Below are 23700 nucleotides of genomic sequence, written 5' to 3'. Positions count from 1 at the left end.
ATGTCAAGAAAAAGAAGGCTCGGAAATTCCGAGCCTCTGTTTTTTTAAAATGCGTATCCTACACCCAAAACTAAATTTGTTCCTGGGGCAACTATGCCCGAAGAATACATTCGATAACGCTGGTTCGTCATATTCTCCAAACTCACAGATGCCTTTAGGGCATTTGTAATTTGGTATTGCGACCTAAAATTTAAAGTATACCACGAAGGAGAATATGGATTTCCATTAACATCACTTGCATACATATAGGTTTTGCCCTGTTCGGAAAGTGCCAAGTCATCATTACTTACTTCCCCGTTGTAATTTAGAAACACATCTGCTTTCAATTTTTGGTTTTCCCAAATCAGGTGCACATCCCCAAAAGTTGGAGCGGCATGCCGTGATGGACTGTCAGTGCCATTATCGTCCTCCTCAATTCCTTCCGTTAAAGTTAGATTGGTGTTTAAGGAAAAATGTTCGCCAAAATATGCTTCCAAACCAAATTCAAAGCCATAAACATAGGCTTTGGCTGCATTCTGAATCGCCTGAACATTACTTGGCTCACCGTTGTATTCAATTTCTGTTTGTCCACCAAAAGAGAAATCCCTTCGTACCAGCGCATCCACCAAATAAGTATAGTAGGCAGCACTTTTTAGCACTACAACATCATTGAAGTTTTTTCTGAGACCTAACTCACCGTTATAAGCATATTCAGGTTCCAAATCGGGATTGGGCACTACCACGGAACCTGGTTCAGAATCAAATATTTTTCCGATATCATCAATATTAGGCGCTCTAAATCCAGTTGAACCATTCAACGTGATTTGTAAATCGGACCTTGGAAACCAGCTTAGTCCCAAACTTCCCGTAAGCGCACCCGTTACAATATCCGCTTTATCAAAAGGAAAAGGATAATAGGTGGTCTCAAAAGTGGCATCCACCCACACTTGGCTATAACGAATACCGGACAATAAGGAAAGGTTTGGCTTTAACTGATATTCCCCGTTAATATAACCTGCCAAGGTCTGCCAAGTTGCTCCATCAGGATATCTGGATGCTGTTTTTTCCATTTCATCAGTTTCAATATTTCGCATACTTCCTTTGGAATCTACTTTATTGAACACATATTCCCCCCCATAATACAAGTGCAGATTACCTATTTTCTTATTCTCAAAATCCAAGTTTACGGATAAGGCATCCACCTTTTCGCGGGTTGAGTATAGTTCCATATCCTGAAACCCTCTATCGTGTCTACTTTCTTCAAAAAACTGATAGGCCGTGGTCAATTTAACCCCATCGTAAAACTTGTTTTTTCCTTTTTGGGTGACTTGCAAGTTTCCCATGAACCATTTTTGTGGTCCGTAGTACCATTCTGCAGAACGGAGTCCATCGCCTTCCTTACTTGGTCTAATCAATCTATCATATCTGGGATAATCGGAGGTTTCGGAATAATACAGTCCCAAATCGTACTTCCATGTATTGTTGGGCTTGTAAGTAAACTTTTGAAGGAAGTTTACCTGATCGTAACCTGTACTTACTTGTTTTTTGGGGTCATTATTTTGGACCAAAACATCGGTTCCGTCCTCACGGATCACATAATTGTTTCGTAAATAGGATTCGGGACCGTGCTTACCCATTTTCAAATCGTCAAAATTGTTGTAGGTAAAACTTGTGTAAGACGCCCAATTCTGTTTTCCAAAATTAAAATCTACATGTGCTGTGTTCTCATTGTTCGCGGATGCATATCTGTAATTTACATTTCCTGAGAATGCCAAGCTATCCGCATAAGAAAAGTGGGGGTTTTGGGTATAAAAATTCATCACTCCTCCAATGGCATCACTTCCGTAGATTACAGAGCCTGGTCCAAAAGTCACTTCTGTTTTTTTAATGGTAAACGGATCTACCGATATCACATTTTGGAGGTTTCCTCCCCGAAATATGGCATTGTTCATTCGAACCCCATCTACGGACAACAAAATACGATTGGTGGCAAATCCTCTGATCATTGGACTTCCTCCACCCAATTGACTCTTTTGCACAAAAACTTTCCCGCTACTCTGTAAGAGGTCTGCAGAGGTTTGCGGTGCAGTAAAGGCAATGCTACGGGCATCAAAGGTTTCAATCTTTTGGGGAATATGCTTTTTCTGTTGCTCCCATTTAGATACAGACATCACCACTTCTTGAAGCTCTTCCGTTTTCAAATAAAGATAAACGCGATTTCCCCTTCTGGCAATGTGGTCTTTTGTTGTGGTGTAGGTTTCGTAACTGATGTGTTTGAAGGTGATTCTCTCATTAGATGAAAAAATGTCAAGTTCACTTTTACCATTGGTGTCTGTGAGTGTTGTTTTGGACTGGTCCTTGTTATAAATGGCAATGTTATCTACAGGTATTCCTGTATCAGCATCTAAAACGGTTACTTCCTGAGCATAAAATATGAGGGTAAATAATAGAAAAATTAGGGTTAAGGTTGGTTTTAGGTTTTGCATTTTAAGTAAATACTGCATTTAATACTGCGAGAGACTTTGGTTCACGAAATCCATGCACATGTAATCGGAAATACTGAATTACCGTTTTTAAGAGTTCTCGCCTGTTAGACTTTGTTAGTTGCATCGCCTGTAAAGCCTCAAAATCCGTGCCCAAAAATTTGCGGAAATTATCCAGATCCTCATTCTGAATCAAGGGGTTAAGAGAAGGTGTTTTGCAGAAGCCACCTTCCAAAAGGTCAAAAAATGGTAAATTCTGATTGGAAGTGTCCGGATAGAAGCCCAAGTATTTGGTAAGATTCAGTAAAAACAGAGCATGAAAATTGGGTGAATACTGATTAACGTCCATCCATTGAAATGCATATTCCAAATAATTAAAAAGACTTTCATCCTGCTCTTGTTCTTGAATACTGTTGCCCAACATTTCAGCCAAAAAAAGCACTACGCTATTCTTCACAATATCGGTATGCATGGTTTGGTAAGGAATAGCCACTTTAACATCACGGATGCTCTCCAAAGTCCCTTTATTCTTATGGTTCGCCACAATCTCCAATTGCATGAGTGGAAGAAAATAAGCGGGCCTGACTTTTGCTTTTTTTGAGGACAGCACTCCTTTGAGCAAATACGACTTTATCCCATCGGATTGTGTGAAAGCCCTAACAATAAGACTGGTGTCTCCATATTTTATGGAAGAGAGTACTATGGCCTTTGTTGTGATTTGCATGAACTAAAAAAAGCAGTTACCAGAAGTGTAAATGTAACCACTACTTCTGGTAACTGCCAATCAAAAACCATTCTAGATGGTTTATATTATATCACCCCTTGGGCCAACATAGCGTCTGCAACCTTAACAAAGCCAGCAATATTGGCTCCTTTTACATAGTTGCAATAGCCGTCCTCATTTCCATACTCCACACAAGAATCATGGATATCGGCCATAATCCCTTTCAATCTTTTGTCCACCTCTTCCCTGGTCCAGCTAATACGAAGAGAATTCTGGCTCATCTCCAATCCAGAAGTAGCAACACCACCTGCATTTGAGGCTTTGCCGGGTGCAAACAAAATCTTTGCATCATGGAAAGCATGGATTGCTTCCGGTGTTGAAGGCATGTTAGCACCTTCTGCCACGGCAATACATCCATTTTTAATCAATGTGGTAGCATCGTCACCGTTCAATTCGTTTTGGGTGGCACATGGCAATGCGATATCACAGGCAACTTTCCAAGGTGTTTCTCCTTTGTGATATTCTGCGGATGGATATTTATCTGCATACTCGGAGATTCTTCCTCTTTTGTTATTCTTCAAATCCATTACAAAGGCCAGTTTTTCTTCATCGATACCGTCCTTATCGTATATGAATCCTCCAGAATCAGAAAGTGTCAATACTTTACCTCCAAGATGCAATACCTTTTCTGCTGCATATTGGGCCACGTTACCAGAACCTGAAATCACCACTTTTTTACCTTCAAAAGTCTCATTTATGGTCTTTAGCATACTATCTGCAAAGTAAACGGTACCATAACCGGTTGCTTCTGGACGTATCAAAGAACCTCCCCAAGAAAGTCCTTTACCCGTCAATACACCGGAGAACTCATTGCGAATCTTTTTGTACATACCGAAGAGGAAACCAATTTCACGGGCACCAACACCAATATCACCTGCCGGGATATCTGTATATGGGCCAATGTGCCTACAAAGCTCTGTCATAAAAGCGTGGCAAAAACGCATGATTTCATCGTCGGATTTACCTTTTGGGTCAAAATCGGAACCACCTTTACCACCACCCATAGGTAGCGTTGTCAAACTATTTTTAAATACTTGTTCAAAAGCCAAGAATTTAAGTACACTGGCGTTTACGGTCGGGTGAAAACGAAGACCTCCTTTGTATGGGCCAATGGCAGAGTTCATTTGTACACGGTACCCGCGGTTTACATGAATTTCCCCATCATCATCTATCCATGCCACACGGAATGAAATCAATCGTTCTGGCTCTACCATTCTTAAGAGAATGTTCTTCCCATGATAAATGTCGTGCTGTACAATATAAGGTATCACGGTTTCCGCTACCTCTTGTACTGCTTGTATGAATTCAGGCTCATGACCATTTCTGTCAATCACCTCGTCCATAAACACTTTTATTTTATCTTCCATATATGGTTAAAATTATTTATCCCTTCGCATTGTGAAAGGTATTTTTTATTGAATTATGAATTTGAGGGCAAAATTATATTATTTCAATAATTTGAACATTTATTTTTTATAAATTTTTCAAAAAATATTAATTAAGGGCTTGCTCCAAATCGGCAATCAAATCTTCTACATCCTCAATACCCACACTCAACCTGATTAAGGCATCAACAACACCATTTTTCTCTCTTTCTTCTTTGGGAATACTCCCGTGCGACATGCTCGCCGGATGTCCCGCCAAACTTTCAACACCACCTAACGATTCGGCAAGGGTGAATAGTTGAAGTTTCTCCACAATTTTAATGGCTTCTCCATAATTTCCGCCTTTCGGCACAAAGGAAATCATCCCGCCAAAACCTTTCATTTGTTTTTTTGCCACATCATGGTTGGGGTGATTTTCAAACCCAGGCCAGTATACGGTATCGATTTTAGGGTGATTTGCCAAATATTTTGCAATGGCTTCTCCATTTTCGCAATGTCGTTGCATACGCACATGGAGTGTTTTTATGCCACGTAGCGTTAAAAAACTGTCCATAGGCCCACAGATTCCTCCACTCGATTTTTGAATAAAATAAAGCTGTTCGGCCAATATTTCATCCTTTACCGCCAACGCCCCCACCACTACATCGCTATGGCCAGCCAAATATTTTGTAGCGGAATGCATTACAATATCAGCACCTAATTCCAACGGTTGCTGTAGATACGGTGTTGCAAAAGTATTATCCACCGCTAATAGCAGCTTATGTTCTTTCGTGATTTTTGATACTTCTTTAATATCTATAATGTTCATCATGGGATTGGTAGGCGTTTCCACCCACACCAATTTGGTGTTATTCGTTATATGTGAAGCCAATTCTCCCATGTCCACCATATCGGAAAACAAAAATTTGACCCCATATTTTTCAAATACCCCTTTAAAAAGGCGGTAGCTTCCCCCATAAAGGTCACTCGTACAAATCACCTCATCGCCAGGGCCCAAAAGTTTCATCACAGCGTCAATAGCGGCCATACCACTGCCAAAAGCCATCCCAAAACTTCCATTTTCCAAACTGGCCACGGCATTTTCCAAAGCGGTTCTGGTGGGGTTTGCTCCTCTGGAATATTCGTAACCTTTATGCCCTCCCGGAGTTGGCTGTGCATACGTAGAGGTTTGATAAATGGGAGGCATTACGGCGCCATAAGCTTCATCGGGGCGCTGCCCACCATGAATGGTCTTACTATTGAATTTTAACTCTTTTTTACCCATACTGAAAGTATCTTCATACAAATGTATTGCTATCTTTCGGCCTAATCAACTAAGTCTTATTTTTGATGACCCCAAAACCTCAATCCATGAAAAAACACCTTGGCTCCATCCTTTTTTTATTCATATTGATAAGTTGCCAATCTGAGAGCAAACTTACTTTTGAACCCATAAAACTACAAAGCGAAGAATGTGATGGCTGTCCAAAAATAGAAATCAATATTCCCAATGCACTGGACGATTCACCAGTTTCCGAAGCCATAAACAGGTCGCTTAGTGAGGAAATCATCAGTATTCTATCTTTTACCGAAGACAAAACAATTGACAGTGCGGACAAAGCGATAAAATCATTCACAAGTAGCTACAAAGAACTTAAGACAAAATTTCCGGACGAAGTTCAATGGGAGGCCACAATAGATGGCGAAGTAGTTTACGAGGATGAAAATGTGGTTACCTTAAAGTTGAATTCATATTCTTTTACCGGCGGTGCACATGGTTACGCTTCCACATCTTTTTTAAATTTTGACAAAAAGCAAGGTACTGAACTGGAAAATTGGGAGCTTTTTGATGATTTGGATGGATTCGAGGATTTTGCGGAAACCAAGTTTCGAATCCAAGAAAAAATACCCCAGGATACAAACATCAATGCTACAGGTTTTATGTTCGAAGGCGATTCGTTTCACTTACCAAACAATATAGGGTATACAAAAGATGGGGTGCAGTTAATTTACAACCAATACGAAGTAGCCTCCTATGCAGATGGACCTATTGTGTTGATTTTGCCTTATGATGAAATCAATCTGTACTTAAAAAGAAAGATGAAATCCTAAGCTTGCGCCAAAGCTTTTTTTAAAGCCAATATCGCACCCAAGTGAAGCCCTTCGTGGAATACATTGAAAGACAAAGCATCCTCTGGACTATTTAATCCAATTTTTGGCGAGGTCATATATTCTTGGAAATTCTTGAACTTGCCGTGTTGGTAATCCAACTCGATATGCTTAACGGTACTGAAGAGATAGGCTGATATTTTTTCCATTTCCTCTTTTGACGGTTCACCATCGGGCGAAGTTCCTTTTTTATACTTGTTGACCAACTCTTCCTCAATAGTAAAATCCAGACCGCTCAATTTATACATCAACAATTGGGGAGTTACCACCACATGGGCAATGTTCCACCAAATATTATTGTTGAATCCCTCGGGAACTTTAAATAGCTCCTCCTTGGGAGTGTTCTGCAAAAAATCGTGAAGTATTTTTCTGTTTTTAAGAAGAATGTCAAATATCTTTTCCATAAGTTGGTAATTGGTTGACGCAAAACTATGCCTAAAATCTGAAAAAGTATTCCAATGCATTAATAAAAACAAACACCTCTCCAAAAAGCTGTTGAATTTACATGTAAGTAATTTGATTTGATGGATTTTTGCCTTCCTTTGTCCATCCAACTTTGTACTCATGAAAAAAATATACCATTTGGGCAGTTGCTCTACCTGTAAACGTATCCTAAAAGAATTGGAGCCATTGGACGGAGTAGCGCTTCAAGAAATAAAATCCGAAGCCATTACTCCCGAACAATTGGAGCAAATGGCAAAACTAAGCGGAAGTTATGAATCACTTTTTAGTCGTAGGGCCATGCTTTTTAGACAAAAGGGCCTCCATGAGAAAGAGCTTTCAGAGAACGATTATAAAGATTTGATTCTGGAACACTATACCTTTTTAAAACGGCCGGTTGTTCTTGTAGATGACCAAATTTTTGTTGGCAACTCCAAGAAAACGGTCCAAGCCACCAAGGAAGCCCTTCATTGATGAGTAAAAGAACCCTGGCCATATTGGCTGCGATTGGTGCCACGGTTATTTATGGCATAAACCATACCGTGGCCAAAGGTGTCATGCCCGCACACGTTAAACCTTTTGGGTTTATTTTTTTAAGAGTTGTAGGAGCCGCCCTTCTGTTTTGGTTAATTTCTTTTTTTGGTCCCAAAGAAAAAATAGAGAAACGGGATTGGGGCAGGGTATTGATTTGCGCTATTTTGGGAATGTCAATTAATATGCTTTCTTTTTTTAAAGGTCTAGAACTTTCCACACCCATTAACAGTGCTGTTTTGGTAACTATTTCTCCCATAATTGTGGTGGTTATTTCAGCTCTATTTTTGAGTGAAAGAATCACCCTGAACAAGGGGCTAGGAATTTTTATGGGTTTTGTAGGAGCGGTCGGACTCATTCTATTTGGTGCAGAAACGCGTCAAGATGCCCCAAATATACCTTTGGGTAACTTTTTGTTCATCATTAATGCAATTTCATACGGTTCTTACCTAGTTGTAGTAAAAAAACTAGTCGAAAAATATCATCCATTTACAATGATGAAATGGCTTTTTTCAATTGCCGTCGTCATTAATCTGCCCATTACCCTACCACAGGTTTTGGAGATAAAATGGTCCACTATACCTCTTTGGGCATATGGCTCTGTGGCTTTTGTGGTTATCGGAACCACATTTTTGACCTATTTGTTCAATGTTTTTGCCCTAACCCAGCTAAAGGCCTCAACTATTGGAGCATTTATGTACATGCAGCCCTTAGTAGGCATTCTTTTTGCACTTTTTTCGGGTAAAGACCATTTAACCTTAGTTAAAATTGCAGCCATGACCTTTGTGTTCGTCGGGGTTTATTTGGCCAGTAAAAAGGCAAAACCCAGAATAAACAAAGGTTGATAAACTTAATCCAAATCCTTTGGGGTTTGAACATGCTTTCTAGTATCGGCCTTGGTCAAAATTTTAAAGTCCTCTGATTTTTCCATGGATTCAAAAGCTTCCAAGAATTCTTTGGGCAATCCCGTTAATTTCCTTTCTTTCAAATCAATCCAGGCGCCCATCATTTCGCAACGTGCAAAATTTTTGCCTTTGTGATCGTAAAAGTTGTGTCTGAACTCGAAAAACATTCCGTCTTCGCTCATCCCAACAAATTCCAATGAAACTTTTACCGGTCTGCCGGGAAATGCCTCTTTAAAATAATACACGTGCTCATAGAATACTACTGGACCAATATTGTTAGCCGCCATGCTTTTGTGGTTAAAGCCAAGCAGTCCCAGGTAGGCCATTCGAGTATGGCTCATAAAATTAATATAGGCGGAATTCGCCAAGTGTCTATTAGCGTCTATATCGCTCCATCTAATCTCAAATTCTTTGAAAAACATAGTGGGTTATTTTGTTATGCATGCATAATAATTGTAAAAATACCATAGTTTTGATAACTGATTCCAATAAGGATGAAGAATTGTTCCTATTTTTAAACATAGTTTAACACGAAACCCATGAGCCAAAAAGCTGAATTCATCAAAAATCTATCACTTCCCGTTATTGCTGCTCCCATGTTCTTGATTTCTGGACCAAAACTGGTAGTGGAATGTTGCAAAAATGGAATTGTGGGCACCTTTCCTGCATTAAATCAACGTACTAGTGAAGGTTTTGAGGAATGGCTCATTCAAATAAAATCAGAATTAAAAGCGTTTGAGGAGAAAACTGGAAAAAAAGCAGCTCCTTTTGGTGTAAACTTAGTGGTCCACCCCACTAATCCAAGACTAGAGGCCGATGTAAAACTTTGTATAAAACACAAAGTACCTCTTGTAATTACTTCCTTGGGTGCTGTGAGCCAAGTTGTGGATGCGATTCACAGTTACGGAGGGTTGGTTTTTCACGACATTATTAAAAAACGACATGCCGAAAAAGCGGCTGAAGCTGGAGTAGATGGACTTATTTTAGTGTCCGCTGGAGCAGGTGGGCACGGAGGTACCATAAACCCGATGAGTTTGATTGCCGAAGTGAAAAAATTCTTCAATAAAACGATACTTCTTTCGGGATGCATCAGTACTGGAAGAGATGTTGCTTCTGCCCTGCAAATGGGAGCCGACCTTGCTTACATGGGCACCCGTTTTATCAACACGGAAGAAAGTAAGGCCACGGAAGAATATCGTAAAATGATTATGGATGCCGGAGCTAGTGATGTAATCTACACAGCGGCTATTTCGGGTGTTCCCGCCAACTTCTTGGCTGCAAGTCTCAATGCAGCTGGAATTTCTGAAGAAGATTTAAAAAAAGGCAGGAAAATAGATTTTGGGAAAGAACTCGATACCGAAGCCAAAGCATGGAAGACGATTTGGTCGGCCGGTCAAGGAGTAACCACCATAGACAATGTGCTGCCAGTATCAAATCTCGTCAATAACCTAAAAGGTGAATTTAAAATAGCCATAGAAGAGCAGGCCAACCTATTAAAAACCTATCCAAAGGATTAACCAATGCCTCAAGTCAATTCCAACTATACCCCTCCTTTTCTTTTCAGAAATGGTTATTTTGCCACCATTTACTCAGGCATTATCCGTTCGGTGAATGGTGTGGTTCAAAAAAGGGAAAGGCTGAACCTTTCTGATGGGGATTTTTTGGATTTGGATTGGAGCGATTCATCAACCCCGACCCAAAAATTAGTGGTTCTACTACATGGATTAGAGGGGGATGCCCAACGCCCGTACATAACCGGAAGTGCTAAAATACTCAACCAAAATGGATACGATACTTGTGCTGTAAACTACCGAGGTTGCAGTGGCGAACCCAATAAAATGTACCGTTCCTACCATTCCGGGGCCACAGAGGATTTAATTGAAGTGCTCGACCACATTCTGAACACAAGAAATTACTCCGATATTTATTTGAAAGGGTTTAGTTTGGGCGGCAATTTATTGCTTAAATATTTGGGCGAAGGCAACGATGTTCCCAAGGAACTGAAGGGGGCCGTTGCAGTATCGGTACCTTGCAACCTTCACGATTCCTGCAAACAACTGCTCAGCACAAAGAACATAATGTACGCCATACGGTTCAAAGGAAATTTATTGGGCAAGTTACGGGAAAAACAGCAGCTGTTTCCTGAAAAAATCAGCGATGCCGATATCAAAAGGATTAAAACCTTAAAGGATTTTGATGATATCTATACCAGCAGGGCGCATCATTTTAAAGATGCCTTGGATTATTACGAGCAATCCAGCTCGTTACAATTTTTACCAAATATCAAGGTGCCTAGTTTAATCATAAATGCCAAAGATGATTCCTTTTTAGGCCCTGAATGTTATCCTGTAAAAGAAACTGACGACAATGCTAAACTATATCTGGAAACTCCCAGCTATGGCGGGCATGTTGGCTTCTGGGGAAAGAACAATATAACCTATACGGAAAAGAGGGCTTTGGATTTTTTTGATTCTATTAAATAAGGTGTTGATGGACTAATTGTGAGGTACAAAACAAAATACACTCCTATTATTAGTCCCTAATTACTTATCTTAGTGCCTACATTTACACAAACAAACTTCAATAGAATTCAGAATGAAAAAAATGGTAATGGTCTTGGCTCTAGGTGCCTTGATAGCAAGTTGCGGTGGAAAAAAAGAAGAAAAGAAAGATGGTTTTGAGGTGAGCCGCACCAAAACTGAAGATAACAAAACGCAAGCCAAAGAAGGTGTTCCCGTTGATTTGGACAACAAAGGTGTGGGACCTATAACCAGTGTGGATTTTCCTGCAGACATCAATGATGAAATGGCTGCACGTGGTAAAGCTAAATTTGATGCCATTTGCGTTGCATGCCATATGATAGACCAACGTATGATCGGTCCCGCATTAAAAGGAGTTTATGATAGAAGAAGCCCAGAATGGGTAATGAACATGATCTTGAATCCTGATGGGATGCTAAAAGAAGATCCCATTGCCAAAGCTTTATTGAAAGAATACAACAATGCAATAATGCTTAACCAAAATTTGACAGAAGACGAGGCCAGAGATGTTGCCGAGTACTTGAGAACATTCTAACAATCCAACTCTATTATATTGAAAGCTGCTGTTTTACCATAAAACAGCAGCTTTTTTTATCTTAATAGAAACTTTAGGCAATGAAAAAAATAATATTATCGGCACTTTGTTTACTATTAGCCCCTCTTATATATGCACAAGACCTGCATGGCTCATGGGCCACCGTAGAATCCAATGATGACGGGGTCCAAGTGGAGCATACCCTTACATTTACAAATGGTTTCTTTTCCGAAGCTATTTTTGAAAAGGCCAACGGAAAGTTTGTGGGAACAAATGGAGGCAGTTACGCATCAAATAGTGAAACAATTGACTTCTTATACGAGTTTTCTACCCAAAACCCTGAATTGGTCGGGGAGACCAAATCCAAGTCGTATAGCATTAATAATGACAACCTTGAATTAGGCGAAATGACATGGGTCCAAATAGATGACGGAACTCCGGGCGACCTTTTTGGTGCATGGCTGATTTCTGGAAGAAAACGGGATGGTAAAATTGTACAGCGAGATACTTCGGGACCCAGAAAAACAATGAAAATATTATCTGGAACCCGATTTCAATGGATTGCCTATAATACCGAGACCAAGGAGTTCATGGGTACAGGAGGTGGAACCTATACCACAATTGATGGCAAATACACCGAAAACATAGGTTTCTTTTCCCGGGATGATTCGAGGGTTGGTGCCAGTTTACAGTTTAAATATGAACTAAAAGATGGAGATTGGCATCATTCTGGGCTAAGCAGCAAAGGAAAGCCCATTTACGAGGTTTGGAGTAAACGAAAGGATTAAAAATGGCATATTTACTCGTTTGTTAACTCTATGAATTAGTGTATCACAACCATATTTTTAGTAATTTTCTGATACATTAACCATAAATTTCTGTAAAATGAGAATCTCAGTCATATTACTTTTCTCTGCCGTATTACTAGCAGAATCCTGTGACGGACCAAAATCCAGCGAAGAAATGCTTTTCGGCCCCACGTGGGAACTGGAATATATTTCTGGTCCCCGTATTGCTTTTCATGGTCTATTCCCCAATAAAAAACCACAAATCGCTTTCAACAAAGAATCCGGCGAAGTATTTGGAACAGATAGCTGCAACGGATATACAGCAGGTTATAAGCTAGAGGGCAATTCCATTTCTTTTGGAGACCCAGGCCCAACTACCATGATGTTCTGTGGAGGCAGCGAACGTCAATTCTTGGAAATGATGAAGAAAATTGACGGCTATGCCGTAGAAGATGGCAAACTCAATCTATTGATTAGGGAAATACCTATGATGCGTTTCAAAAAAGTGGAACCATGAAAAATATACTCATCCTAAGTTGTGCCTTCTTTTTGTTTTTCGGTTGTGTGGAAAAGAAAAAACAAGAATCTTCTGAACCAGAGGCAATAGAAAAAGAGTCAATAACAGATACTGTTCAAGTAGAAGAAAAAGAAAGGAAATTGGAACCGATTGCCATGAAAATTGATGGTAGTTATTTTAAAGCAACGGGGACAGAACCGTTTTGGGGACTCAAAATCTACGACAACAAAGTTGAGCTCAAGACAATGGAGGACACGATACAAACACCACCTACGGAACCCATTAAAGCTCAGGATTCCAACATTGCCATGTACCGAATTCAAACCGAGGCCACTTTGTTAGACATTATTATCGCACATAAGGAATGTACCAATGCCATGTCTGGCGAAGTTTCGCCTTATACGGTAACTGTTTCCTATAAAACTACAGGAGAGGACGAAGCCCAGGTTTTTGAAGGCTGTGGCTCTTACATCACTGATTATAGGCTTCACGATATTTGGGTATTGGAGGAAATGAAAGGTGCAACCGTATCCAAAGAAGATTTCAACGGAAAAGATGTTCCCAATATGGAAGTCAACATCAATAGCAATAGGTTTTTCGGTTTTTCGGGCTGTAACCGAATGACAGGAAGCCTTTTTTACGAAAAAGATGTACTTCGCTTTACTCAAGTAGCCTCTACAAGAATGGCATGCCCCAACATGGAAAAAGAATCCGAGTTCTTGACCGCTCTACAGGCAAGTACAAATTATAAAGTAGAGAATAATAGACTATACCTATCCAATGGGTCAAAAGAAAACCTCTTAGTGTTAAGAAAAATAGACTAAAATGAAAAAGACAATATTCGTGTTAGTATTAACGCTCGCCTTGGTAAGCTGTAAGACCAAAGAAAAGAAAGAAGAAGTTGAAACTATGGTGGAAACTGAAGAAGAATTTATTGAAGTGCCCAGCATTAAAAATTTGGAAGTTGGTTGCTACACATACAATGCCAACGGAAGCAAGATTGTTATGGAAATTACCCAAATCAGCGATTCCGTAATGGGCAATCTTAATTATTCCCTCAAAGAGAAAGACGCCAATTCAGGTATATTTTCAGGTATCTTAAAGGATAGTGTTCTCATCGGAAGTTACACTTTTATCTCCGAAGGAATTGAGAGTTCTCGAGAGGTTGCTTTTTTGCTAGATGATGAACAACTCATTGAAGGTTTTGGGGAATTGGATGAAACTGGAACAACATTTAAAGATAAAGAAACCCTTAACTTTAGTTCTTCCATGCCGTTGACCAAATCCGAATGTGATTAGACCTAAATTTACTTTTCAATTCAATTATTTCATGAAAAACAGTTTCCCCTTTCAATTTGCAGTTATTCTCTTTATTTTGACGGTACAACCAAACATTCAAGCACAAGAAATGGAACTCCCCTATAAAGAAATACCTGCCTATCCTTCTGATTATTCCTCAGGCAATTTAGTATCCAGAATGATTGATGGGTTAGGGTATCGGTACTATTGGGCCACCGAAGGATTGACCGAAAAGGACTTGACGTACAAACCTTCAGAAGATGGGCGAACCATCTTGGAAACTTTGGAACATATCCATGTGATGTCCAACAATATTTTATTGGCTCCAGATGCTAAGCCATATGAGAGACCGAAAAATCCACCAAAATATTCATACGAAGAGCTCCGTGCACTAACATTGCAAAACTTAAAGGCTGCGACCCTAAAAATCTTAGGTAAAAGCTCTCAAGAAATGGAACAGTTTAAAGTGGTTTTTAAACAAGGAGACAGAACATCCGAATTTCCCTATTGGAATATGATCAATGGTATGATTTCAGATTGCATTCATCATACGGGCCAAATTGTATTGATGCGCCGAGCAAGTGGAAACCCACAGAATCCGAATGTAAATGTCTTTTTGGGTAAGACTAGAGATTAAACAAGTCCCTTTTAATTGTCCACCACGACCTTATAGGTTGGGTCTTCCAAAACGTTTACTTCGATAATATCGTCGGCATTGGCCAACAATCGTCTACAGTCTCCGCTCAAATGCTTCAAATGTACTTTTTTGCCCACTTTACGGTAGCGCTCGGTCATCTTGTTGACAGCTTCTATGGCGGACATATCCACCAACCTACTTTCTTTAAAGTCGATAACTACCTCATCAGGATCGTTGAGCACATCAAACTTTTCGGCAAATAATGTGGTGCTTCCAAAAAACAACGGCCCATAGATTTCGTAATGTTTCACGCCTTCATCATCAATGCTTTTTCGGGCACGGATACGTTTTGCATTGTCCCAAGCAAATACCAAAGCGGAAATAATAACGCCGACCAAAACGGCCAGGGCCAAATTGTGAAGGAAAATAGTCACCAAAGTTACCAGTACCATGACCAAAACATCAGATTTTGGCATTCTACGGAAAGTTTTCAAACTAGCCCATTCAAAGGTTCCCAAGGCCACCATAATCATCAGACCCGTAAGTGCGGCCATTGGTACCCTTTCAATTAATCCGGAACCAAACATAATGAAGACTAAAAGCATCAAAGCGGCGACAATCCCGGAAAGTCTTGCTCTGGCACCGTTGGAGGTGTTGATCAAACTCTGCCCGATCATGGCACACCCCCCCATTCCAGAGAAAAGTCCTGAAAGGATATTTGCCGTTCCTTGAGCTACAGCTTCTTTGTTTCCACGACCACGCGTTTCTGTAATCTCATCAATAATATTTAGGGTCAAAAGGCTTTCAATCAAACCAACCCCTGCCACAATTGCGGCAAAGGGAAATATAATCTGCAAAGTTTCCCAAGTAAAAGGTAGGTCGGGAATATGAAAAGGAGGAAATGTTCCTTGAATGGAAGCGATATCACCAATGGTTCGTGTCTCCAATCCAAGGAAAAACACAATCCCGAACACCAATAGAATGGCGGCCAAAGATGCCGGAACCACTTTGGTCAATTTAGGGAGCCCCCAAATCACTATCATGGTCAATAGTACCAATCCCAAGAAAATATACAAAGTACTTCCACTCAACCATTCACCATCCACAGTTTGAAACTGGCTCATCTGCGACATAAAAATGATTACGGCCAAACCGTTCACAAATCCAAATATTACGGGGTGCGGTACCAAACGCATCAATTTGCCAAGTCGAAGAAAACCGGCCAGCATCTGCATAATTCCTGCAAGAATTACCGTTGCAAAAACATATTCTACCCCATACTGCCGGGCCAAACTCACGATGACCACCGCAACGGCGCCAGTAGCACCAGAAATCATTCCTGGTCGGCCACCCAATATTGAAGTGACCAATCCCATAACAAAAGCGGCATATAAACCGGTTAAGGGAGACAGGCCTGCAATAAAGGCAAAGGCAATGGCCTCGGGCACCAAGGCAAGTGCAACGGTTAAGCCCGATAAAATTTCTGTACGATAGTTTACTTTCTGGGAAAAATCAAAAAGGTTGAGATACTTTTTCATGGCTTCTTTCTTGAAGCGCGCAAAAGTAGTATTATTAAATGCAAGACCCTAATCGACTGGAAATTTTTAAGGATTTGATAATCTACCAGTTAGATAACCCTAATAACTTTTCACCAAGTGGACTTAATTTTGCGGTTTCGTATTTGGTTTGTTCCCATTTTCTTGGATCTCCCGGAAAGGCATAGCCTTCTGGAGCAATCCTGTTTTTCCATGAATTGATCCTCCATTCCCTCATTTCTTTATTGTCCTCTTCGGCGGGCATCATGGAAATGTATTGTGCAATCCGCACCTTGTCGCCAGATTTATTTGGGCGGATTCCGTGTGGCTGGGTACTGTTGAAAATCAAAAGGTCACCAGCTTCCAATTTCACCTTCACAATTTTGTCCTCTAATCCTGTTATATCAGGCTGAAAATGGTCACGGTCTTCGGGTTGGGTCAATTTCCACGTATCATAACTACGATATAACCATGGAATACATTGAAACCCTCCCATGTTTTCATCGGTTTGGTCGGCCAAGGCCAACACCCCCTGAACATTTTGAGGTTTTGTCTCAGGATCGTAATCCCAATGAATAAATCCTTTTTTGTTCTCCCCTGGACGTTTCGGCATATTTAAATTGGCACGATCAATGGTCACCCAAAGCTTTTCCGTGCCCCAAATGTCAACAAAGGCATCATATACCTTTTGGGTCTGTCTATTGTTCCACAAATGCTGGTGATTGTACACTTCCACCATTCCAGTTCCCGTAAGCTCTTTCATTTTCATTTCAGCACGGGGAGGGGCATACCAAGTTTCTTGATCGTTCGGGTCTTTTTCATCAAACTCCCATAAAAAATAGGCGGTAGCTTTGGCTTGTTCCTTTGGAACGGCATTTTTTATTACAATGTATCCGTTCTTTATCCAAAATGCCCAGTCTTCTTCGGACAGCACTCTTAAAGGTTCACTATTCGACCTATCGTTGAGTTTTGTTTTACTGCTAGTTGCAGTGGATGGATTTCCCGGTATCGCTTCGTGAGCTTTATTGGCCATTTCTACTTTTTGCTGCATTCTATTTTAGTTTTTTTAGTTAAATAATCTATACCCCAAAACTATGGGAGCTACTCAGCGGTTTCCACCCTATCATTGACCAATATTTGAACTATTTTGATTTATAATGTTTATTTTTAGTTTTATTTGAGCAATACAATGAAAATTCAGCTTGAAAACATCCAACCAAACGATAAGAGTTCTTTTCACTTATTGCACAATCCCAAGTTGAACGATCTCTTTTTTTGGCACTTTCATCCTGAATTTGAACTGGTCTATATTGAAGGTGCAAATGGTAAGCGTCATGTTGGGCGGCACATCTCCAATTTTAAAGGGAGCGACCTCGTTCTGATTGGTTCCAACATTCCCCATTTGAATTTTGATCATGGGATCAAAACAGAATATCACAAAGAGGTTTTGCACATAAGTTCTTCTTTTAAAGAGAAAGTTTTTACTGAAATCGAAGAACTGGAAGATGTGCACGAACTGTTGGAAAGGTCGCAGCACGGCATCGCTTTTTACGGTGAAACCAAAAAAACGGTTGGAACCACTATGAAGCAGTTACAAGGAATGAATCGATTTGAACAGTTCCTTAAAATTTTACGATTGCTCAAACTTTTGGCAAAGAGTGATGAGTTTGAGCTCTTGCACACCAATCCCATCATAAACGATAAGGCCAACAAACAACAGGAACGTTTGCAAAAAGTCTACTCTTATATTGATGAGAACTATTCCAAGAAAATAGCTTTGAACGATATTGCGGCATACATCAACCTTGGAAAAGAGGCTTTTTGCAGGTATTTCAAGAAGAATACGGGGAGCACATTTACCAATTTCTTGAATCAATATCGCATTACCCAAGCCAAACGTTTGTTGTTGACGGGCAGGAATATTGGCGAGACTTGTTACGAATGTGGCTTTGAGAGCTTGTCCTATTTTAATCGGACCTTTAAAAAAATCAGCGGCGAAAATCCTTCGGATTACAAAAAGAGAAACCAATGAAAAAAGAACCGCCCCGAGCAAGTGTGCCCAGGGCGATTCTTAACTAAATAACCAACCAAAAAACTGTTTGTATAGTCGAACAAAATTGTTCTTCCTTACATATTTCGTTGACGGGTAACATCCATTACAGGATTGTTGGTCTTTGAACGTTTTTTACCTGTTCCGCCGCTTGATTTTAAATATTGAATATATCCTCTTCCCGTGAATTCATAAACCGTTCCGCTGGATACATGGTACAACTCTATGGTACTATCATTAATAACGTATAGCTCAAAATAATCATTGTCCAAGAAGTCATAATCGAGTGTTAAAGTTTTTAATGACGCATCATTTGCCACATCATACACTTCATAATCCCCTTCATAATCCCATTGTATATTGTTGAGTGGAATGCTTGTTGCATCCACAGACGATCTAAAATATCCACCTCCGGCCTCAAAAAACTGTAGATAGTTTTCCTCATCAAACTCGTTCAATGCACCCACCTCACTGGTATAGGTTTTCTCCCAAACCTGGTATTCCTGTAAAAAATAGTGGATGTTGTCGTAGAACACCATATCGAAATCAAAATTGCTTTTCTGGTATCCCTCCAAAATATAAGAGGTATCCGAACGTGGGTCGTACAATTCCAATGTGTTGTTGTCCAAGGCGAACACTTCCATCAACCAAAGACCATCCAAATCATGGTCTATTTCCACTTGTCCGCTATAAGTGGCGTAAGTTCCCACATCAATTCCAAATCCATTGCCCGTTTTACCCAATCCTGAAAGGTTGTTGTTTGCGTAAATGATTCCTCTATCAAAAGAAATGGTGAACGCTCGTTGTAAAAATGGTACTTCGCCATTTCCACGGGTTTCATTGATATCCACATACCAAAGGTCGTGCGATTCCAAAACCAAAGCGGTATTGATCGGTGATTCTTCTATTAAATCATCTTCCACAATAACCTCGGTATAGCAAGAACTGGCCAAAAGACCAATGAACAAAATTCCAAAGAGTAGTTTTCCATTTTTCATAATCGAGGTTTTAAAGTTCTCCTTACATAAACCAAGCACTGTGCCAAATTTTTTAACTATTTGATAATCAAACTAAAACAGTCTGATGAATTTATTTTTTAGATTTACACCCTAATTTGGATGCATGAAAGACAAACCTACGTTTGGAGTATTTGGAGGTGGAAGTTGGGGAACGGCCATTGTTAAAATGTTAACCGAAAATTTGGACCAAGTAAACTGGTACATGCGAAGCGATTCCGCTATTCGGCACATTAAAAAGGAATGGCACAATCCCAACTATTTGAGTTCCGTAGAGTTTGATGTAAACCAACTTGCCATGAGCCATGACATCAATAAAGTGGTGGAAGCGTCCGATGTGCTCATTTTTGCCATCCCATCTGCTTTTTTGGATCGGGAACTTCAGAATTTGACGGCCACACTTAAGGATAAAATCATCTTTTCCGCCATTAAAGGAATTGTTCCGGAAAGTGGATTGATCGTTGGGGAGCATTTTAATGAGAAATATGATATTCCTTTTGAGAACATTGGGGTTTTAACTGGTCCCTGTCATGCGGAAGAGGTCGCCTTGGAGCGACTATCTTACCTTACCATTGCCTGCGCGGATGCTGACAAGGCCAAAATGGTGGCCAAACACCTAAAGAGTGACTATATCCGTACCAAAATATCGGATGATATTATCGGTACCGAATACGCTGCCATGCTAAAAAACATTTATGCCATCGCTGCGGGTATCGCGCACGGACTCGGCTACGGGGATAATTTCCAAAGCGTGCTGATGAGCAACGCCATCCGTGAGATGAAACGGTTTATAGATCGCGTGTACAAAATGAAGAGGAACATCAATGCATCGGCCTATTTGGGCGACTTATTGGTGACAGGCTACTCCGTTTTTAGTCGAAACCGCATGTTCGGGAATATGATAGGTAAGGGCTACACCGTAAAAAGTGCCATGATGGAAATGAACATGGTAGCCGAAGGGTATTACGCCACCAAAAGTGCCCATGACCTTATGGATAAACTGCAAAAGAAATCCAAAACACCAATCATCAATGCCGTGTACCAAGTGCTTTATAAAAACAAGAACCCGAAAAAGGTGTTTGAGAAGTTGACGGAGAAGTTGGATTAATCCCGCTCCAAAGAAAAATCGGAATGCTCCTTTAATTCCGCATCCAATTCCCTGGAAAAAGCCTCCATTTTTTCTGCTGAATAATTGTAAGCCTGCTGGAATTCTTCAAAAACAGGTTCCTTGTATTTTCGAACGCTGTCAATATCAAAATAAAGTCGGCCCGTTCTTCTTATAAAAAAGTCCAAGGGATTCAACGCCATTTCATAGGCTATGGTAAATTGTGCTTCGGCCCTGATCATCCTTTCCTTGGGTTTGTCGCCTTTGATTTTGGCATACAACTCTAAAATGGATTCGGTTTGTTTCCCATAAGTGGTCACCAAGTACCAAGCATCGTATTTAGCGAATCCATCATCTTGCAATTGCTCTTGTACCTTACCAATGTATTTTTTTACGTGCTTAAACTTTTTAAAGTCGTTTCCACAAAGCGGAATTTTATCAGTAGTGCAATGCTCCAGCTCCAAATCGTGGTCCTCCTCCATCTTTTTAGCGATGCGATTTACCGTTCGCTCGGCCATTTTTCGGTATCCCGTGAGCTTCCCTCCCGCAATGCTCACCAAACCTGTATCGGAAGTAAAAATTTCATCTTTTCGTGATAGTTCTGAGGCCGATTTACCCTCTTCGTGAATCAAAGGACGCAAGCCCGCCCACGAGGAAATAATGTCGTCCAGTTCCAATTCAATATCCGGGAACATATTGTTCACCGCCGATACCAAATAGATGGCATCTGCAATATCTGTTGTGACATGATCCTTGTCCAAATTAAAATTGGTGTCGGTAGTACCAATGTATGTCACTTTACCACGGGGAATAGCGAACATCATCCTGCCATCAGGAATATCAAAATAAACGGATTGTTTTACGGGAAGTTTTTCCTTTGGAAACACCAAATGGACTCCTTTGGTCAAATGCAATCGCTTGCCTTTTTTGGACCGGTTTACACTTCTGAGTTCATCCACCCAGGGCCCAGCGGCATTAATTACATATTTTGATGAAACACTATAGTCATCTCCAAAGACTTCATCGGTAAATTTTACGCCTGCTACTTGCTCATCCTCGTAGATGAAATCGGTGACCTTGGTATAATTGAATATCTGTGTACCAAATTGAAGACTGGTCTTTAAATTTTCCAAAGTGAGTCGAGCATCATCGGTTCGGTACTCAGCATAATATCCTGCCCCGTTTAAAATCTTTTTGGGCAAAAGCGGCTCCAGTTTCATGGCCTCTTTTTTTTCCAGCATCTGCCGTTTATCATCCCCTGAAACTTGGGCTAAAATATCGTAGACCTTCAAGCCGATGGAGGTTAGCCATTTTCCATAGGAACCACCCTCGATGAGCGGGAGCAACATTTTTTCGGGCAATACCAAATGAGGAGCCAATTTATGTACGATGGCTCTTTCTGAACCCACTTCCTTCACCAACCAAAAATCGAATTGCTTTAAATAACGGAGTCCGCCGTGTATGAGCTTGGTAGATTTGCTACTAGTGCCCGAGGCAAAATCACCTTTTTCGAGCAACAAAACCTTCATGCCGCGAGAAGAAGCATCCAAAGCAATACCCGCTCCTGTGATTCCGCCTCCGATTACCACAAGGTCATACGCCTCTTTGGCAACTTTTTGCAGGTTTTCTTTTCTATCTACGTTTGAAAAAGCAATGTTCTCGCTCATGGGTCTATTTGTTGAATTCGTATTCCCGTTCTACTCGGCATACTCTAACTTTATACCAAGAGTACCATTTTTGGATTCCTTTCTTTTGGGCTTCTTTATGATCTAACTGGGCTTTCCAGTTAGCAATTGCCTCTAAACTCTCCCAATAACTGATAGAAATTCCCAGACCGTCGCGGGCGCTTTCAAAATCCAGAAAACCGGGTTGTTTACTGGCCAATTCTTCCATTTCTTCGGCCATTTTCGCATAACCATCATCACCAGAAGTTCTAAGATTGGTGAAAATTACGGCGTAGTAAGGTTTTTTTAGCTCCATTTAGGTGATGTATTCTTTTTCTATGAAGTAATTGACCAAGGCTTCCTTCATTAAAACAGATTGTTCCCCAGCTTTTAATGGTGGTAACTGTTCTTTTACTTTATAATGAGGCCATCCATCATCATCGAAAAAATCAAAATCGTAGTAGCCATAAGGTTCCAATAGTCTGCAGATGGCAATATGCATCAAATTGACTTTTTCATCCTTTTTGAACTTACGGTGAAAATTGCCGAGTTCCTGAACTCCTACCAAATAAACAATCCCATCCAATTCCAGCGGGTCACCATCAGAAAATTGTGCTGATAGTTTTTTCACCAAAAATTCCCATCGTTTCTTTAATTGTTCGTCTCTTGACATGTGTTTTGATATGAGTACCAAAGGTACAAATCAATATTCTATATTTGTTAAAACCCGCGTATGAGCTTTTTGGATATTATCATCGGAATTCTTTTGGTTTGGGGCCTTTACAAAGGTCTCAAAAATGGTCTTTTTGTAGAGTTGGCCTCTTTGATCGCTCTCATTGCAGGAATTTACGGTGCTATCCATTTTTCGTACATCACGGGCAACTACCTCGCCGAACGCTTTGACTGGAGCGACCAATACCTAAAAATTGCTGCATTTTTAATTACTTTTTTTGCCATCATCATTGTGGTGAACTTGGCGGGCAAATTCTTGACCAAGATTGCTGATTTTGCCATGCTCGGACTTTTGAACAAAATCGCTGGGGGTATTTTCGGTGCCTTAAAAGTTGCAGTGATTTTGGGTGCATTTCTTATTTTCTTCGAAAAGCTTGCTTCTCCTCTAGGTTTCCTCAGTGATGAAACCAAAGAAGAATCCGTTTTCTATGAACCTATCAAGGAAATAGGAGATTTGGTTTTTTCCTATGTTTTTGATGATGAGGAAAAGACTCCTTCAGACCAAATAGAGGCTACTGAGGAAATTATATAAACGGCCTACTTTTCCCGATAAAAGGAGTTCTGCATTTTTTATTTAGTGCGGTTAAACCCAGCTTCCTGTATTTCAACGTGATAATATGCCAAAC

At 40.4% G+C, this 23700-nt stretch carries 26 protein-coding genes; 14 read left to right on the top strand and 12 right to left on the bottom strand.

Annotation, left to right across the window (positions count from 1 at the left end; genetic code table 11):
* Positions 1-44 precede the first annotated feature (44 nt).
* From ACQQ5U_RS07020 to ACQQ5U_RS07005, 4 genes are all read right to left on the bottom strand, one after another.
* The gene (locus tag ACQQ5U_RS07020; RefSeq protein WP_437396274.1) at positions 45-2465 is read right to left on the bottom strand and encodes a TonB-dependent receptor; all 2421 of its coding nucleotides are present in this window, start codon (positions 2463-2465) and stop codon (positions 45-47) included.
* A 1-nt stretch (position 2466) separates the two neighbouring features.
* Positions 2467-3186: a DNA repair protein RecO gene (gene recO / locus ACQQ5U_RS07015; RefSeq protein ID WP_437396272.1), complete on the bottom strand. Its 720-nt coding sequence runs from the start codon at positions 3184-3186 to the stop codon at positions 2467-2469.
* A gap of 86 nt (positions 3187-3272) precedes the next feature.
* Complete coding sequence (gene gdhA, locus ACQQ5U_RS07010; protein WP_437396271.1) at positions 3273-4613, bottom strand: NADP-specific glutamate dehydrogenase; 1341 nt, start codon at positions 4611-4613, stop codon at positions 3273-3275.
* Between the two features lie 127 nt (positions 4614-4740).
* The gene (locus ACQQ5U_RS07005; protein WP_437396269.1) at positions 4741-5895 is read right to left on the bottom strand and encodes a cystathionine gamma-synthase; all 1155 of its coding nucleotides are present in this window, start codon (positions 5893-5895) and stop codon (positions 4741-4743) included.
* A gap of 86 nt (positions 5896-5981) precedes the next feature.
* Between ACQQ5U_RS07005 and ACQQ5U_RS07000 the strand changes: the two genes are divergently transcribed.
* On the top strand, positions 5982-6722 hold the full coding sequence (locus ACQQ5U_RS07000) for a DUF3298 and DUF4163 domain-containing protein (RefSeq protein ID WP_437396267.1): 741 nt from the start codon (positions 5982-5984) through the stop codon (positions 6720-6722).
* On the opposite strand, the gene ACQQ5U_RS06995 is transcribed toward ACQQ5U_RS07000, so the two are convergent.
* A complete protein-coding gene (locus tag ACQQ5U_RS06995) occupies positions 6719-7183 on the bottom strand; it encodes a DinB family protein (protein ID WP_437396266.1) in 465 nt (154 codons plus the stop codon). The genes ACQQ5U_RS07000 and ACQQ5U_RS06995 overlap by 4 nt on opposite strands.
* Before the next feature lie 160 nt (positions 7184-7343).
* On the opposite strand from ACQQ5U_RS06995, the gene ACQQ5U_RS06990 reads away from it, so the two are divergent.
* Both ACQQ5U_RS06990 and ACQQ5U_RS06985 read left to right on the top strand, forming a co-directional pair.
* Positions 7344-7694 carry an arsenate reductase family protein gene (locus ACQQ5U_RS06990; protein WP_437396264.1) on the top strand — a complete coding sequence of 117 codons (351 nt, stop codon included), beginning with the start codon at positions 7344-7346 and terminating at the stop codon, positions 7692-7694.
* Complete coding sequence (locus ACQQ5U_RS06985; RefSeq protein ID WP_437396263.1) at positions 7694-8596, top strand: DMT family transporter; 903 nt, start codon at positions 7694-7696, stop codon at positions 8594-8596. Before ACQQ5U_RS06990 ends, ACQQ5U_RS06985 begins: the two co-directional genes overlap by 1 nt.
* Before the next feature lie 5 nt (positions 8597-8601).
* On the opposite strand, the gene ACQQ5U_RS06980 is transcribed toward ACQQ5U_RS06985, so the two are convergent.
* Positions 8602-9078: an acyl-CoA thioesterase gene (locus ACQQ5U_RS06980; protein WP_437396261.1), complete on the bottom strand. Its 477-nt coding sequence runs from the start codon at positions 9076-9078 to the stop codon at positions 8602-8604.
* Positions 9079-9195: 117 nt separating this feature from the next.
* Between ACQQ5U_RS06980 and ACQQ5U_RS06975 the strand changes: the two genes are divergently transcribed.
* The 8 genes from ACQQ5U_RS06975 to ACQQ5U_RS06940 all read left to right on the top strand — a co-directional run bounded on the left by ACQQ5U_RS06975 (position 9196) and on the right by ACQQ5U_RS06940 (position 14972).
* Positions 9196-10173, top strand: a complete 978-nt coding sequence (locus ACQQ5U_RS06975; RefSeq protein WP_437396259.1) for an NAD(P)H-dependent flavin oxidoreductase — start codon at positions 9196-9198, stop codon at positions 10171-10173.
* Positions 10174-10176: 3 nt separating this feature from the next.
* Positions 10177-11139: a YheT family hydrolase gene (locus tag ACQQ5U_RS06970; RefSeq protein ID WP_437396257.1), complete on the top strand. Its 963-nt coding sequence runs from the start codon at positions 10177-10179 to the stop codon at positions 11137-11139.
* Between the two features lie 112 nt (positions 11140-11251).
* Positions 11252-11731 (top strand): c-type cytochrome, encoded by a 480-nt coding sequence (locus ACQQ5U_RS06965; RefSeq protein ID WP_437396256.1) that lies wholly within the window; start codon positions 11252-11254, stop codon positions 11729-11731.
* 80 nt (positions 11732-11811) lie between these two features.
* Positions 11812-12519 carry a membrane or secreted protein gene (locus ACQQ5U_RS06960; protein WP_437396255.1) on the top strand — a complete coding sequence of 236 codons (708 nt, stop codon included), beginning with the start codon at positions 11812-11814 and terminating at the stop codon, positions 12517-12519.
* A gap of 97 nt (positions 12520-12616) precedes the next feature.
* Positions 12617-13036 (top strand): META domain-containing protein, encoded by a 420-nt coding sequence (locus ACQQ5U_RS06955; protein ID WP_437396254.1) that lies wholly within the window; start codon positions 12617-12619, stop codon positions 13034-13036.
* Positions 13033-13860, top strand: coding sequence for an META domain-containing protein (locus ACQQ5U_RS06950; protein WP_437396253.1), 828 nt, complete (start codon positions 13033-13035; stop codon positions 13858-13860). Before ACQQ5U_RS06955 ends, ACQQ5U_RS06950 begins: the two co-directional genes overlap by 4 nt.
* Position 13861: 1 nt before the next feature.
* Positions 13862-14335 carry a hypothetical protein gene (locus ACQQ5U_RS06945; protein ID WP_437396252.1) on the top strand — a complete coding sequence of 158 codons (474 nt, stop codon included), beginning with the start codon at positions 13862-13864 and terminating at the stop codon, positions 14333-14335.
* Positions 14336-14366: 31 nt separating this feature from the next.
* Positions 14367-14972, top strand: a complete 606-nt coding sequence (locus tag ACQQ5U_RS06940) for a DinB family protein (RefSeq protein ID WP_437396251.1) — start codon at positions 14367-14369, stop codon at positions 14970-14972.
* A gap of 11 nt (positions 14973-14983) precedes the next feature.
* Here the strand turns inward: ACQQ5U_RS06940 and ACQQ5U_RS06935 are convergent, their stop codons facing one another.
* A complete protein-coding gene (locus ACQQ5U_RS06935) occupies positions 14984-16510 on the bottom strand; it encodes a SulP family inorganic anion transporter (protein WP_437396250.1) in 1527 nt (508 codons plus the stop codon).
* An 82-nt stretch (positions 16511-16592) separates the two neighbouring features.
* Positions 16593-17558: a phytanoyl-CoA dioxygenase family protein gene (locus tag ACQQ5U_RS06930; protein WP_437396249.1), complete on the bottom strand. Its 966-nt coding sequence runs from the start codon at positions 17556-17558 to the stop codon at positions 16593-16595.
* 138 nt (positions 17559-17696) lie between these two features.
* Here ACQQ5U_RS06930 and ACQQ5U_RS06925 point away from each other — a divergent pair, with 138 nt between their 5' ends.
* The gene (locus ACQQ5U_RS06925; protein ID WP_437396248.1) at positions 17697-18539 is read left to right on the top strand and encodes an AraC family transcriptional regulator; all 843 of its coding nucleotides are present in this window, start codon (positions 17697-17699) and stop codon (positions 18537-18539) included.
* A 95-nt stretch (positions 18540-18634) separates the two neighbouring features.
* Here the strand turns inward: ACQQ5U_RS06925 and ACQQ5U_RS06920 are convergent, their stop codons facing one another.
* Complete coding sequence (locus tag ACQQ5U_RS06920; protein ID WP_437396247.1) at positions 18635-19555, bottom strand: nicotinic acid mononucleotide adenyltransferase; 921 nt, start codon at positions 19553-19555, stop codon at positions 18635-18637.
* A gap of 124 nt (positions 19556-19679) precedes the next feature.
* Here ACQQ5U_RS06920 and ACQQ5U_RS06915 point away from each other — a divergent pair, with 124 nt between their 5' ends.
* Positions 19680-20681, top strand: a complete 1002-nt coding sequence (locus ACQQ5U_RS06915; RefSeq protein WP_437396246.1) for an NAD(P)H-dependent glycerol-3-phosphate dehydrogenase — start codon at positions 19680-19682, stop codon at positions 20679-20681.
* Here the strand turns inward: ACQQ5U_RS06915 and ACQQ5U_RS06910 are convergent.
* The 3 genes from ACQQ5U_RS06910 to ACQQ5U_RS06900 are packed head-to-tail and all read right to left on the bottom strand — an operon-like array spanning position 20678 to position 23015.
* Positions 20678-22345 (bottom strand): glycerol-3-phosphate dehydrogenase/oxidase, encoded by a 1668-nt coding sequence (locus tag ACQQ5U_RS06910; protein ID WP_437396245.1) that lies wholly within the window; start codon positions 22343-22345, stop codon positions 20678-20680. The two genes, ACQQ5U_RS06915 and ACQQ5U_RS06910, sit on opposite strands and share 4 nt — an antisense overlap.
* A 4-nt stretch (positions 22346-22349) precedes the next feature.
* Positions 22350-22658, bottom strand: a complete 309-nt coding sequence (locus ACQQ5U_RS06905; protein ID WP_437396244.1) for an antibiotic biosynthesis monooxygenase family protein — start codon at positions 22656-22658, stop codon at positions 22350-22352.
* Complete coding sequence (locus tag ACQQ5U_RS06900) at positions 22659-23015, bottom strand: hypothetical protein (protein ID WP_437396243.1); 357 nt, start codon at positions 23013-23015, stop codon at positions 22659-22661.
* A 60-nt stretch (positions 23016-23075) separates the two neighbouring features.
* On the opposite strand from ACQQ5U_RS06900, the gene ACQQ5U_RS06895 reads away from it, so the two are divergent.
* A complete protein-coding gene (locus tag ACQQ5U_RS06895; protein ID WP_437396242.1) occupies positions 23076-23606 on the top strand; it encodes a CvpA family protein in 531 nt (176 codons plus the stop codon).
* Positions 23607-23700 lie beyond the last annotated feature (94 nt).

Source organism: Flagellimonas lutimaris (assembly GCF_051494225.1).
Lineage (GTDB): Bacteria > Bacteroidota > Bacteroidia > Flavobacteriales > Flavobacteriaceae > Flagellimonas > Flagellimonas lutimaris_A.
Note: the sequence above shows the minus strand (reverse complement) of the source record. Positions and strands in the feature narration are given on the sequence as shown.

Excerpts from the sequence above, each read along its gene's own strand:
- ACQQ5U_RS07020 (WP_437396274.1), bottom strand. The coding sequence starts at position 2,465 with ATGCAAAACCTAAAACCAACCTTAACCCTAATTTTTCTATTATTTACC.
- recO (WP_437396272.1), bottom strand. The coding sequence starts at position 3,186 with ATGCAAATCACAACAAAGGCCATAGTACTCTCTTCCATAAAATATGGA.
- gdhA (WP_437396271.1), bottom strand. The coding sequence starts at position 4,613 with ATGGAAGATAAAATAAAAGTGTTTATGGACGAGGTGATTGACAGAAAT.
- ACQQ5U_RS07005 (WP_437396269.1), bottom strand. The coding sequence starts at position 5,895 with ATGGGTAAAAAAGAGTTAAAATTCAATAGTAAGACCATTCATGGTGGG.
- ACQQ5U_RS07000 (WP_437396267.1), top strand. The coding sequence starts at position 5,982 with ATGAAAAAACACCTTGGCTCCATCCTTTTTTTATTCATATTGATAAGT.
- ACQQ5U_RS06995 (WP_437396266.1), bottom strand. The coding sequence starts at position 7,183 with ATGGAAAAGATATTTGACATTCTTCTTAAAAACAGAAAAATACTTCAC.
- ACQQ5U_RS06990 (WP_437396264.1), top strand. The coding sequence starts at position 7,344 with ATGAAAAAAATATACCATTTGGGCAGTTGCTCTACCTGTAAACGTATC.
- ACQQ5U_RS06985 (WP_437396263.1), top strand. The coding sequence starts at position 7,694 with ATGAGTAAAAGAACCCTGGCCATATTGGCTGCGATTGGTGCCACGGTT.
- ACQQ5U_RS06980 (WP_437396261.1), bottom strand. The coding sequence starts at position 9,078 with ATGTTTTTCAAAGAATTTGAGATTAGATGGAGCGATATAGACGCTAAT.
- ACQQ5U_RS06975 (WP_437396259.1), top strand. The coding sequence starts at position 9,196 with ATGAGCCAAAAAGCTGAATTCATCAAAAATCTATCACTTCCCGTTATT.
- ACQQ5U_RS06970 (WP_437396257.1), top strand. The coding sequence starts at position 10,177 with ATGCCTCAAGTCAATTCCAACTATACCCCTCCTTTTCTTTTCAGAAAT.
- ACQQ5U_RS06965 (WP_437396256.1), top strand. The coding sequence starts at position 11,252 with ATGAAAAAAATGGTAATGGTCTTGGCTCTAGGTGCCTTGATAGCAAGT.
- ACQQ5U_RS06960 (WP_437396255.1), top strand. The coding sequence starts at position 11,812 with ATGAAAAAAATAATATTATCGGCACTTTGTTTACTATTAGCCCCTCTT.
- ACQQ5U_RS06955 (WP_437396254.1), top strand. The coding sequence starts at position 12,617 with ATGAGAATCTCAGTCATATTACTTTTCTCTGCCGTATTACTAGCAGAA.
- ACQQ5U_RS06950 (WP_437396253.1), top strand. The coding sequence starts at position 13,033 with ATGAAAAATATACTCATCCTAAGTTGTGCCTTCTTTTTGTTTTTCGGT.
- ACQQ5U_RS06945 (WP_437396252.1), top strand. The coding sequence starts at position 13,862 with ATGAAAAAGACAATATTCGTGTTAGTATTAACGCTCGCCTTGGTAAGC.
- ACQQ5U_RS06940 (WP_437396251.1), top strand. The coding sequence starts at position 14,367 with ATGAAAAACAGTTTCCCCTTTCAATTTGCAGTTATTCTCTTTATTTTG.
- ACQQ5U_RS06935 (WP_437396250.1), bottom strand. The coding sequence starts at position 16,510 with ATGAAAAAGTATCTCAACCTTTTTGATTTTTCCCAGAAAGTAAACTAT.
- ACQQ5U_RS06930 (WP_437396249.1), bottom strand. The coding sequence starts at position 17,558 with ATGCAGCAAAAAGTAGAAATGGCCAATAAAGCTCACGAAGCGATACCG.
- ACQQ5U_RS06925 (WP_437396248.1), top strand. The coding sequence starts at position 17,697 with ATGAAAATTCAGCTTGAAAACATCCAACCAAACGATAAGAGTTCTTTT.
- ACQQ5U_RS06920 (WP_437396247.1), bottom strand. The coding sequence starts at position 19,555 with ATGAAAAATGGAAAACTACTCTTTGGAATTTTGTTCATTGGTCTTTTG.
- ACQQ5U_RS06915 (WP_437396246.1), top strand. The coding sequence starts at position 19,680 with ATGAAAGACAAACCTACGTTTGGAGTATTTGGAGGTGGAAGTTGGGGA.
- ACQQ5U_RS06910 (WP_437396245.1), bottom strand. The coding sequence starts at position 22,345 with ATGAGCGAGAACATTGCTTTTTCAAACGTAGATAGAAAAGAAAACCTG.
- ACQQ5U_RS06905 (WP_437396244.1), bottom strand. The coding sequence starts at position 22,658 with ATGGAGCTAAAAAAACCTTACTACGCCGTAATTTTCACCAATCTTAGA.
- ACQQ5U_RS06900 (WP_437396243.1), bottom strand. The coding sequence starts at position 23,015 with ATGTCAAGAGACGAACAATTAAAGAAACGATGGGAATTTTTGGTGAAA.
- ACQQ5U_RS06895 (WP_437396242.1), top strand. The coding sequence starts at position 23,076 with ATGAGCTTTTTGGATATTATCATCGGAATTCTTTTGGTTTGGGGCCTT.